This is a genomic window from uncultured Thiodictyon sp., from assembly GCF_903946935.1.
In the GTDB taxonomy this organism is placed as follows: Bacteria; Pseudomonadota; Gammaproteobacteria; order Chromatiales; family Chromatiaceae; genus Thiodictyon.
In genome coordinates this window covers 25,775-37,498 of sequence record NZ_CAJAXH010000185.1, presented here as the reverse complement: position 1 = coordinate 37,498, position 11,724 = coordinate 25,775, and the positions used below count along the sequence as shown (strand labels likewise).

Below are 11,724 nucleotides of genomic sequence, written 5' to 3'. Positions count from 1 at the left end.
TAGGATACCTGGCAGGCGACTCGATGCTGTCTTCATTCATATTGAAACCCGGAATAAGATCGCATTTTCGTATGGATTCCGGAGATTCTACAATTTTTTTGCTATAAAATCAATAATTTAGTTTCTAGACAGGCTCTTAGTTCGGAGACGATTGAGCCTGGTCCCTTATGGCTCCTTATCGCGATATGTCAATCTGGACATAAACCCCGTTGTGGTCACTAACGGCGCGGCCATCGACTGCACCCTCCCAAGCCGCCACCTTCGACACGCAACCTGCGAGTTGTTCGGGCAGGCAGATATGGTCAATACTGGCTCGACTCAGCCCTTGAGTCTTGCGGAAGTCTTGCTCGGTTACGCACTGCAAGCCAGATTGACGCAGCACGTCCGAGAGCAGGTCCACTGAGAACTTGTCTTGATACCACCCTGAGCCATCTCTGCTCTGGTTGAAGTCGCCCGCAACGACCAGAGGCGTTTGCGACGAATGGGATTGCGAAAGTTTGAGCCAGTCACTTCGGTGTTTTTCGATCGAACGGCGATGCTCGACCCATCGCTTCGACGTCTCTGACTGCCCCTTGTCGTTAGCGTAGGCGATGATCGTCCCGTAGACATGAACCGTCCCTGACGGAGCTGCGACTTTGGCGCAGACCGACAACCTTGGATCCCAGGTCGGAGCTTCGCCAATAATAGGCCAGCGAGAGAGAACAGCAGTGGATGTTTCGCCGGGACGGTGATAGCCGTCTAATGGTGGAGTAGCGACCGCATAGTAGCCGGGTAGAAAAACTGCCTCACTTGCTTCGGTCAGGACCCAGATGTCCGCATCAATCTCACGCATCCTCTGAAGAAGAAGGGCATTCTTGATCTCGCCCCCCTTACGCGGGCGCTCGAGATTCCAAGTAGCGATTCGCATGGGTTGTTGTCGCCTAAACAGATTTCGCCGGACGAACTACCCCGTAATTTGGGGCGCCTAGGGCAGTCAAGCAAATCTCGCATGTTTTGTCAATATCCTCACGCTACTGCGCCGTCTCATCATTAGGAGAAGAACGTTTCCGTGTCCTTCCGTGTCCTTCCGTGTGTTTCCGTGTGTTTCCGTGGCAAAACGGCGATTGACTTCCGGCGCCCCAGGTGCTGCGATGGCCGGCTTGATGATCAAGGCCCGCTTAACGGCGGCGCTCCTACTTGCGCCAAAACTGCGGCGTGAACAGGATCAGGAGCGAGAAGACCTCCAGCCGACCGAGCAGCATGGCGAAGGTGCAGACCCAGATCTCATAGTCGTTCAGCCCCCCGTAATTGCCAGCCGGTCCCACCGCGGCCAGGCCCGGACCCGCGTTGTTGATGCAAGCGATAACAGCGCTGAAGGCGGAGATGAAGTCGAGTCCGCCGAATATGAGCAGGAAGGTCAGCCCAATGATGCTCATGAAGTAAAGAAAAATGAATCCAAGAACGGCGAAGACCACGCTGTTGGGAATCGGCGACCCGCCGATCGTGACCGGGGCAGCCAGCGAGGGATGGATCAGCCGGGACACCTCGCGGGAGGACTGACGCACAAGAATCAGGGTACGGATCATCTTGATCCCGCCGCCGGTGGAGCCGGAACTGGCGGTCACCGAGGAGAGGAAGAGCATCCACAAGGGGACGAAAATCGGCCAAATAGCATAGTCGGTATTGACCAGCCCGCAGTCGGTGGCGATGGAAACCAAGTTGAAACTCACATAACGCAGGGCCGTCCAGAAGCTCGCATAGAATTGAGTGAACCAGAGATAGGCGGCGCAACCGAAACAGCTCAACAGCAACACCCCGAGCACCGCCTTGGCCTCCGGATCGCGCCAAATCGGACGCAGGCTGCGATACCTCCAGACCATGTAATGGGTCGCGAAATTGAACGCGGCGAGCACCATGAAAACGATCAACACCGCCTCGATGGCCGGCGAGTCCCAAGCGCCGATGCTCGCGTCCCGGGTGGAGAAGCCGCCCAGGCTGATGGCCGCAAAGGCATGGCAGACGGCATCGAACCAACTCATGCCGGCGACCCGCAGTGACAGGATGCAGGCCAGGGTGAGGCTCGCATAAATGAACCACAATAGGGTGGCCGTATCGCCGATGCGGGCAGTGAGTTTGGTGTCCTTGATCGGCCCCGGCACCTCGGCACGCATGAGCTGCATACCACCGACCCCCAGAAAGGGCAGAATGGCGACCGCCAGCACGATGATCCCCATGCCGCCCAACCAATTCAGGGTATGGCGCCACAGGTTGATGGATGGCGCCACGTGATCGAGCCCGGTCATCACCGTGGCCCCGGTGGTGGTCAGCCCCGACATGGTCTCAAAAAAGGCGTGGGTGAAGGACAGTTGCTGATGCAGCATCAGCGGCACGGTGGCAATGGCGGCGGTCAGCGTCCAGGCCATGGCGACCAGCATGAAGCCGTCGCGCGCCTTGAGTTCGGCGCGGTGGCGACGGGTGAGCCCCACCAGCATCAGGCCGGCGAAGACACAGGCAATCATGCTGAACACAAAGGTGAACAGGGTCCCGTCCTGGTAGATCAGGGCACAGGCGATGGGCAGCAGATAGGTCAGGCTGAACACCATCAACAGGCGCCCGAGTACATTGGTAACCGACAGCACCGAGTACATCAGAAGAAACCCAGACTCACCTGGAAATAGCGCTCCACCTTGCGCACCAGGTCCTTACTGATCACGAACAGGATCACATGGTCCTCGGCCTCGATCACCGTATCGTGGTGGGCGATCAGGACCCGGCGCCGGTCAGCGACACCCGCCACGGGCGCGCTCCCGCGCATGATGGCACCCAGCGTCACCCCGTGGGGCAGGTCCAGTTGGTCGACCCGCCGCCCCACCACCTTGGAGGTGTTTTTGTCCCCATGGACGACCAGTTCCAGGGCCTCCGCCGCCCCCCGGCGCAGGCTGTGTACCGCGGCCACATCCCCCTGACGCACATGGGCCAACAGCGAACCGATGGAGACCTGGGCGGGTGAGATGGCGATATCGATCCGGTCCGCCTGCATCAGATCGGCATAGGCGCGCCGGTTGATCAAGGCCAGCACGCGCCGCGCCCCCATACCCTTGGCGAGCAGGGCGGAGAGTATATTGTTCTCGTCGTCATTGGTGAGGGCGAGGAAGCAGTCCATCTCCTCGATCGACTCGGCCGAGAGCAGATTCTCGTCCGCCGCATCGCCTACCAGCACCAGGGTGTGCTTCAGGGTCGCGCCCAGATTGCGCGCACGCCGCTCGTCGGCCTCCACCAGTTTCACCTGATAGCGATCCTGGGTGGCACTGGCGAGCCGCTCCCCGATGTTCCCGCCACCGGCGATGAGGATGCGCCTGGTCGGGCGGTCGCGCCGCCGCAACTCGCTCAAGACCTGACGGATGTCGCGGGTAGCGGCCAGGAAGAACACCTCATCGCCCGCCTCGATCAGGGTCTCGCCGTCCGGGATCGTCGGCTGGTCGCCGCGGTAGATTGCGGCGATGCGCACCTCAACGCTGGGGATGTGGCGGCGCAGATCGGACACCGGACACCCCACCAACTTGCCGCCGGGAATGGCACGCACCGCCACCAGACTCAGCAGCCCGTCGGCAAACTCCAACACCTGCAGGGCCTCCGGGAAGGCCATTAACTTGACGATATAGTCGGTGATGATCTGCTCCGGGCAGATGCTGAAGTCCACCGCGAAGTTCTTCGCCTCCAGCAGTTGCGGGTACCGGGCATAGTCCGTCGAGCGCAACCGGGCGATCTTGGTCGGGGTCTTGTAGAGGGTGGCGGCGGTGCGGCAGGCGCACAGGTTGGTCTGATCGCTCTGGGTCACGGCGATCAACATATCCGCATCGCCGGTCCCGGCCAGTTCCAGGATCGAGGGCAGGGCGGCGTTACCGACCACGGTGCGCAGGTCCAGCCGGTCCTGGAGGCGCGCCAGACGTACCAGGTCGGTATCGATCACGGTGATCTCGTTGGCCTCGGAGACCAGACTTTCGGCCACCGAGGTCCCGACCTGGCCGGCGCCGAGGATGACAATTTTCATATCTTAATCATATGAGTAGCTTTGCATTTATCTGCGTTCATTGACTGTCGCACGGTGCATTTCAGGGGTGGCCGGCCGCGCGTCGCCGCCTCCGGCAAGCATGGTGTCCGCAGACACCTGGCGCGGGTCGTCATGCTACCGCGTCCCCCGACCCGGGGCCACCGACCGGCAATGTGCGGAGCCCATCGCAGTTCACGGCGGCCCGGGCTATCATCGCCGAAACCCTGTCCTGTCTCCTGCGGCGATCCCTTGACCCCGATCATGCATGCAACCCCCAACGCCCGCACCCGCCGGCCCCTGCTGGCCTTGGTGGCGATGCTGATCGGCGGCCCCGCCCTGGCGGCGGCGCCGGTCCCGCCCACGGGGACGCAACTCTTCGGCATCCCGACCGAATTCATCCTGTTCGCGGCAACCCTGTTGGGGGTGGCCAGCTTCCACCGCCATACCCTCGTGGTGGCCCTGACCGGGCTGGCGGCGATTACCGGCTTCAAACTCGCCGTCACCGGCTTCCACGCTGGGCCAGGACTCACCGGACTGCTCGCCCACCTGGGACATGAGTGGGTGATACTCGCCAACCTGCTGGGCCTACTGCTCGGCTTTGCGCTGCTGGCCCGTCACTTCGAGGACAGCCGCATCCCGCTGCTGTTGCCGCGCTTCCTGCCCGCCGGCTGGCCGGGCGGTTTCGTCCTGTTGGTCATGATCTTCGTGTTGTCGAGCTTCCTCGACAACATTGCCGCCGCCCTGATCGGCGGCACCGTGGCCGCCGGGGTCTTCGGCCATCGGGTGCATCTGGGTTACCTCGCGGCCATCGTGGCCGCGGCCAACGCGGGCGGCGCCGGCAGCGTGGTGGGCGATACCACCACCACCATGATGTGGATCTCCGGGATCGGCCCCTTGGAGGTGGTGCATGCCTATATTGCCGCCGGCGTGGCCCTGGCGATGTTCGGCATCCCGGCGGCCATCCAGCAGCAGCGTTGCGGCGCGACGATGCAGGAGGTGCCCGCGGGCGTGCGGGTGGACTGGACCCGGGTCGGCATCGTCGCGACCATCCTGGGCGTGGCCGTCGCCACCAATGTACTGGTGAATCTGCATCTCAAGGCCGCGGCCGGCAGCTTCCCCTTCCTGGGCGCGGCCGTCTGGGTGGCGATTCTCGCCACCGCCGCGCTGCGCCGGCCCGACTGGGGCCTGCTGCCGGAGGCCTTCAAAGGCAGCCTGTTCCTGCTCTCACTGGTGATCTGCGCCTCGATGATGCCGGTGGAGCAACTGCCGCCGGCCTCCTGGCCCTCGGCCCTGGCCCTGGGGTTCGTCTCCGCCGTCTTCGACAATATCCCCCTGACCGCCCTGGCACTCAAGCAGGGCGGATACGATTGGGGCGTGCTCGCCTACGCGGTCGGTTTCGGCGGGTCGATGATCTGGTTTGGCAGCTCCGCCGGCGTGGCCCTGTCCAACCTCTATCCCCAGGCCAAATCGGTGGGGGGCTGGGTGCGCGATGGCTGGCACGTCATACTGGCCTATGTCTTAGGGTTCGCGGCACTGCTCTCGATCCTCGGTTGGCAGCCCCGCCAGCCTCCGAGCGGCGCCGCGCAGTCAGCGACCGCGGCCCAGTGCTGCGCCAGCTCACACTGTGACCCGCCAGCCGCGGGTCAGGAATCACACTTATCGATGAGGTTATGATGCGCTTCTTGGTCCCCTGCGACGGCTCCGAGCACTCACTACGGGCGCTACGTCATCTGCTGCGACTCGCCGCCGGCCACCCGGCCCCGGAGCTTCGCCTCCTCAATGTACGCGATCCGGCGGACGCCTGGGAGGTCCGCAGCTTCCTCAATCCCAAGGAGATCGCAGACATCCAGCAGCAGGAGGGCGAGGCCGACCTGCGCGGTGCGCGCGACCTGCTCGAGGCGACCGGGATCGCCTACACCGCCCAAGTCGCTTGCGGACCCATCGCCGAGACCATCGCCGAATTCTCCATACAACAAGGCTGCGACCACATCGTCATGGGCACCCATGGTCGCGGCACGCTGGCGTCACTGTTCCTGGGCTCGGTGGCCAGTGCGGTCGTCCACCTGAGCCCGTTGCCGGTCACTCTGGTCAAATAACACCCATGAGCCCCCAGGCCGGAGTTGCAATCATGGCGTGTCCCGCCCCCCACTCACATCGGCGGATACTGGTCCGCACCCTGACGCCGCTCGCATTGTGGCTCTGCCTGGGGGTCGCGGGCGCCGCCCAGGTTGAGGTCGCGGGGGAACTGGAACGCCTGATGGCCCAGTATGGCTTCCAGATGAAGCCGGCGGACCTGGAGGCGACCCGCGACAAGCAGGGGCGCGCGGCGGAAGGGACCGAACTGCTGCCGCACCTGCGCGCGCTCCTGGAGGGGTTCGACCACATCATCGTCCAATCGGGCCAAGGGGGGGTCGAGCGGGTCCTGATCCTGGGCGCCAAGACCCCCTACACCCCGCCCGCCCCGGCTGCGGCGGCACCCGCGGCCCCGCCCGCCGGCGAGATCACCCTGGAGACCCAGCGCATCGGCTCGTCCCACGCCGTCACCCTGATGCTGGAGGGTCAGAACGGCCGACGGGTCCAACGGCAGCTCCTGGTCGATACGGGGGCCGACTATGTGGTGCTCCCGACTTCGCTGATCGGCCAACTCGGCCTCGCCCCCGACGCACTGCACACCCAGCAGGTGCAGACCGCCAACGGTAACGTGGAGGCGGCACTCGGGACCCTCCCGGCGGTCTGGCTGCAACAGCAGCGCGTGGCCGAGGTCCCGGTCGCCTTCATCGAGGACGCGCGGCTCGGCGGTAATGCATTGCTGGGGATGAGCCTGCTCGGGCGCTTCCGGGTCACCATCGAAGACGAACAGAACCGGCTGGTATTGGGACCCAAGTAACATGGATGACACACAACTGCTGCGCTACAGCCGGCAGATCCTGCTCCCGACCTTCGGCATCGAAGGCCAGGAGCGGCTGCGCGCGGCCCGGGTGTTGCTGGTGGGACTGGGCGGACTCGGCTCTCCGGTGGCCATGTATCTGGCGGCGGCCGGGGTCGGGCGCCTGGTGCTGGCCGATCACGATGCCGTCGATCTCAGCAATCTCCAGCGCCAGATCATCCACACCACGCCGCGGATCGGGCAACCCAAGGCGGAGTCGGCATGCGCGACCCTGGCCGCGCTCAACCCCGAAGTCGAACTGGTGCCGGTGCGCGAACGACTCACCGCCGCGACCCTGCCGGACCTGCTGCGCGACCTGGACCTGGTGGTGGACTGCTGCGACAACTTCGACACCCGCTTCGCCATCAATGCCGCCTGCGTGGCCGCGGGCAAACCACTGGTGAGCGGCGCAGCGATTCGTCTGGAGGGCCAGGTGACGACCTTCTCCGGGCAACCGGGCGGTCCCTGTTATCAATGCCTCTACCCGCGCGATGGCGGGATCGACGAGACCTGCACCGCCAACAGTGTACTGGCCCCGGTGCTGGGCATCATCGGCAGCATCCAGGCGACTGAGGCAATCAAGGTGCTCAGCGGGCTGGGTGAACCGCTGTTTGGGCGACTCCTGCTGCTCGATGCCGCTCGCATGGAGTGGCGGCAGGTGCGGCTCGTGGCCGACCCGAGCTGTCCGGTGTGCGGAGTTGCATCGCCCCAGCCTTGACTCCGTGCGCAGGCGATCGCGATCCGCTGCCAATACAGTGATGACGTCGGTCAGCGCAATGTATGGCACCGTACGAACGCGAGGCCCAGCGGGCGATATCATCGGCCGATGACTGACACACCATCACATGTTTCGCCAGGAATCAGAAGGCTGCTGCTCTCAGCAGTCGCCGCGACCGCGCTCGCGGCGATCGCCGTCTTCGCCTGGATGGCCTTGAAGCCGACCGGCCCGGGTGTCGGCTTCGTCAAGGGGAACGGTCGCATCGAGGCCACCGAGATCGATGTCGCGACCAAGCTCGCCGGGCGGGTGCAGGACATCTTGGTCAACGAGGGCGACTTCGTGCAGGTGGGCCAGCCCCTGGCGCAGATGCGCATCGCGGTGCTCGACGCACAGTATGACGAGGCCATGGCCCTGTCCCGTCAGGCCGTCACCACGGTGGCCAGTGCCAAGGCCCAGGTCGCCGTGCGCGAGAGCGATACGCTCGCCGCGCAGGCCCTGGTGGGGCAGCGCGAGGCCGAGTTGGATGCGGCGCAACGACGCTTTGAGCGCTCGCAGACGCTGGCCAAGAAGGGGATGACGACCCGCCAACTGCTCGATGACGACCGCGCCAGGGTGCAGGGCGCCGAGGCCACGCTGGCCGGTGCAGAGGCCCAGGTAACCGCCGCTCAGGCGGCGATCACGGCCGCACAGGCCAAAGTCGTCGGCGCCAACTCCGGTGTCGAGGCGAGCGAGGCGACGGTGGCCCGCGTCGAGGCCGACATTGAGGACAGCCTGCTGAAATCCCCGCGCACCGGGCGTGTGCAGTACCGCATCGCGCAGCCGGGCGAGGTGCTGGCCAACGGCGGCAAGGTGCTCAACCTGGTCGACTTGAGCGATGTCTACATGACGTTCTTCCTGCCCGAGACGGTGGCCGGCCGGGTGGCGCTGGGCAGCGAGGTGCATATCGTGCTCGATGCCGCGCCGCAGTATGTGATCCCGGCGCGGGTGTCCTACGTGGCCAGCACCGCCCAGTTCACGCCCAAGACGGTGGAGACGGCCAGCGAGCGGCAGAAGCTGATGTTCCGGGTCAAGGCGCAGATCGACCCTGAGCTGCTGCAAAGGCACTTGAAGCTGGTCAAGACCGGCCTGCCAGGCATGGCCTGGCTCAAGCTGAATGCGCAGGCGGCGTGGCCGGCCAATCTGGTGCTCAAGGTGCCGGATTGAGCGCTGGCTTGAGCACGAGCGGGCCCGCGCTGCCCGTGATGGAGCCACCGGGGCGGGATACTTCCGCGCCGGTGGCCGGTCTGGTCGATGTCAGTCTGCACTACGGCAAGGTCGTGGCGTTGGCCGACATCACGCTCGCGATCCCAGCCGGGCGCATGGTCGGACTGCTCGGCCCGGACGGCGTGGGCAAGTCGAGCCTCCTGGCGCTGCTCGCCGGGGCCCGGGCCGTGCAGCAGGGAAGCGTACACGCCCTGGACGGTGACATGGGCAACCGCCGTCATCGCCGCCGCGTCTGTCCCTCCATCGCCTACATGCCCCAGGGCCTGGGGAAGAACCTCTATCCGACCCTGTCGGTGGAGGAGAACTTGCAGTTCTTCGGCCGGCTGTTCGGCCACCAAGCGGCCGAACGCCGCCGCCGCATCGACGAGCTCACCCGTGACACCGGCCTGTCGCCGTTCCTGGCGCGCCCGGTCGGCAAGCTCTCCGGCGGCATGAAACAGAAGCTCGCCCTGTGCTGCGCCCTGATCCACGACCCGGATTTGCTGATCCTGGATGAGCCGACCACCGGTGTGGACCCGCTCGCCCGCGCCCAGTTCTGGGACCTGATCGCGCGCATCCGCTCCGTCGACTCCGCTCAGGACGGGTCCGTCGACTCCGCTCAGGACAGGTCCGGGCGACCCGGCATGAGCGTGATCGTGGCCACCGCCTACATGGACGAGGCACAAGGCTTCGACTGGCTGGTGGCCATGAACGCCGGCCGCGTGCTGGCCACGGGCACACCCGCCGAGCTGCTGGCGCGCACCGGGACCGACTCGCTCGACGCCGCCTTCATCGCACTGCTGCCGGAGGCGCTGCAGCGGGGCCACCGGGCGGTCACCATCCCGCCCCTGGTCGCTGGAGACCAGACCGAGATCGCCATCGCGGCCAAGGACCTCACGATGCGCTTCGGTGATTTCACCGCGGTCGATCATGTCAATCTGTCCATCCGCCGCGGCGAGATCTTCGGCTTCATCGGCTCCAACGGCTGCGGCAAGTCCACCACCATGAAGATGCTGACCGGTCTGCTGCCGGCCAGCGAGGGCAGTGCATCCCTGTTCGGGGCCCCGGTCGACCCCAAGGACATCGCCACCCGCCGGCGCGTGGGCTACATGTCGCAGGCGTTCTCGCTCTATTCGGAGTTGACGGTGCGCCAGAATCTGGTGCTGCACGCGCGCCTGTTCCAACTGCCCCAGGCCACTATCCCGGCGCGGGTGGCAGAGATGGTGCGTCGCTTCGGCCTGGAGGCGTCGGTGGACGCGCTGCCCGACCGGCTGCCGCTGGGTATCCGCCAGCGCCTGTCGCTGGCCGTTGCCATGGTGCATCGACCGGAGCTGCTGATCCTGGACGAACCGACCTCGGGCGTGGACCCCATCGCGCGCGACCGCCTGTGGCAACTGATGATCGACCTGGCCCGCAATGACCAGGTGACGATCTTTATCTCCACCCACTTCATGAACGAGGCCGGGCGTTGCGACCGCATCGCGCTGATGCATGCCGGGCGCGTGCTCGTCACCGATGTCCCCGCCGAACTGGTCCGCCAACGGGGCGTCGCCACACTCGAACAGGCCTTTATCGGCTACTTGGAAGAGGCCGGCGCGTCCGGTGCGGCAACCTCCGCGGACGCGGCGCCGGCGCCGCCGCCAGTCGTCGCGCCGACCGCCCCGCCCAGGCGCGCATTCCCCTTCAGCCTGAGTCGCGCCTGGAGCTACAGCCTGCGCGAGACGCTCGAGCTGCAACGCGACCCGGTGCGTGCCACCATGGCGCTGCTGGGCACGGCGATCCTGATGTTTGTCTTCGGCTACGGGATCAGCCTGGATGTGGAGAACCTGACCTACGCGGTGCTCGACCGGGACCAGACCGGGTTGAGCCGCAACTACGCGCTGAACCTGGCGGGCTCGCGCTACTTCGTCGAACGCCCGCCGATCCTCGACGAGCGCGATCTCGACCGGCGTATGCGCGCTGGCCAGCTCGCGCTGGCGATCGAGATCCCACACGGCTTCGCCCGCGACCTGGCGCGCGGGCAGCAGGTGCAGATCGGCGCCTGGGTGGACGGCGCCATGCCGGTGCGGGCCGAGACCGTGCGCGGTTATGTGCAGGGCATGCACCAGGGCTGGCTGCTGGACCAGGCGACGCGGCAGCTCGGTCAGGACGCCGGGGTCGGCCCGGCCAGGATCGCGACGCGCTTTCGCTACAACCCCGACGTGCGCAGCCTACCGGCGATGGTCCCGGCGGTCATCCCGATGCTCTTGCTGATGATCCCGGCGATGCTCGCCGCACTCTCGGTGGTGCGCGAGAAGGAGCTGGGCTCCATCATCAATCTCTACGTTACCCCGGTGACCCGCAGCGAGTTCCTGCTCGGCAAACAGTTCCCGTACATCCTGCTGGCGATGCTCAATTTCGCCCTACTGACGCTGTTGGCGGTCACGGTCTTCGGCGTCCCGGTCAAGGGCAGCCTGCTGGCACTGACGGCGGGGGCGCTGCTCTTCGTCATCTTCTCGACCGGCTTCGGCCTCTTCGCCTCCACCTTCACCCGCAGCCAGATCGCGGCGATGTTCGTAGCCATGATCGGGACCATCATCCCAGCCGTCCAGTTCGCCGGAATGCTGAACCCGGTGTCCTCGCTCGAAGGTGTGGGGTATGTCATCGGCCGGGTCTACCCGGCCACGTACTTCCTGACGATCAGCCGTGGTGTCTTCAACAAGGGGTTGGACTTCGTCGGCCTCCAAGCCGCGTTCTGGCCGCTGGCACTGGCCGTGCCGGTGATCCTGGGGCTGTCGATCCTCCTGTTGAAGAAGCAGGAAACCTGAG

At 65.6% G+C, this 11,724-nt stretch carries 9 protein-coding genes; 6 read left to right on the top strand and 3 right to left on the bottom strand.

Annotation, left to right across the window (positions count from 1 at the left end; all coding sequences use genetic code 11):
* Positions 1-175 precede the first annotated feature (175 nt).
* From QZX93_RS15870 to trkA, 3 genes are all read right to left on the bottom strand, one after another.
* Positions 176-907, bottom strand: coding sequence for an endonuclease/exonuclease/phosphatase family protein (locus QZX93_RS15870; RefSeq protein WP_295391713.1), 732 nt, complete (start codon positions 905-907; stop codon positions 176-178).
* A gap of 265 nt (positions 908-1,172) precedes the next feature.
* Positions 1,173-2,627, bottom strand: a complete 1,455-nt coding sequence (locus QZX93_RS15865; protein ID WP_295391711.1) for a potassium transporter TrkG — start codon at positions 2,625-2,627, stop codon at positions 1,173-1,175.
* A complete protein-coding gene (gene trkA, locus QZX93_RS15860; protein ID WP_295391708.1) occupies positions 2,627-4,030 on the bottom strand; it encodes a Trk system potassium transporter TrkA in 1,404 nt (467 codons plus the stop codon). The genes QZX93_RS15865 and trkA overlap by 1 nt, the downstream gene beginning before the upstream one ends.
* A gap of 261 nt (positions 4,031-4,291) precedes the next feature.
* On the opposite strand from trkA, the gene QZX93_RS15855 reads away from it, so the two are divergent.
* The 6 genes from QZX93_RS15855 to rbbA all read left to right on the top strand — a co-directional run bounded on the left by QZX93_RS15855 (position 4,292) and on the right by rbbA (position 11,723).
* On the top strand, positions 4,292-5,704 hold the full coding sequence (locus QZX93_RS15855) for a citrate transporter (protein ID WP_295391706.1): 1,413 nt from the start codon (positions 4,292-4,294) through the stop codon (positions 5,702-5,704).
* Positions 5,701-6,126 (top strand): universal stress protein, encoded by a 426-nt coding sequence (locus QZX93_RS15850; RefSeq protein ID WP_295391704.1) that lies wholly within the window; start codon positions 5,701-5,703, stop codon positions 6,124-6,126. The genes QZX93_RS15855 and QZX93_RS15850 overlap by 4 nt, the downstream gene beginning before the upstream one ends.
* Positions 6,127-6,158: 32 nt before the next feature.
* A complete protein-coding gene (locus QZX93_RS15845; RefSeq protein ID WP_295391702.1) occupies positions 6,159-6,917 on the top strand; it encodes a retropepsin-like aspartic protease in 759 nt (252 codons plus the stop codon).
* A gap of 1 nt (position 6,918) precedes the next feature.
* Positions 6,919-7,674: a molybdopterin-synthase adenylyltransferase MoeB gene (gene moeB / locus QZX93_RS15840; protein ID WP_295391700.1), complete on the top strand. Its 756-nt coding sequence runs from the start codon at positions 6,919-6,921 to the stop codon at positions 7,672-7,674.
* A gap of 108 nt (positions 7,675-7,782) precedes the next feature.
* The gene (locus QZX93_RS15835; RefSeq protein ID WP_295391698.1) at positions 7,783-8,877 is read left to right on the top strand and encodes an HlyD family efflux transporter periplasmic adaptor subunit; all 1,095 of its coding nucleotides are present in this window, start codon (positions 7,783-7,785) and stop codon (positions 8,875-8,877) included.
* 38 nt (positions 8,878-8,915) lie between these two features.
* Complete coding sequence (gene rbbA / locus QZX93_RS15830) at positions 8,916-11,723, top strand: ribosome-associated ATPase/putative transporter RbbA (protein ID WP_295391715.1); 2,808 nt, start codon at positions 8,916-8,918, stop codon at positions 11,721-11,723.
* Position 11,724: the final 1 nt, after the last annotated feature.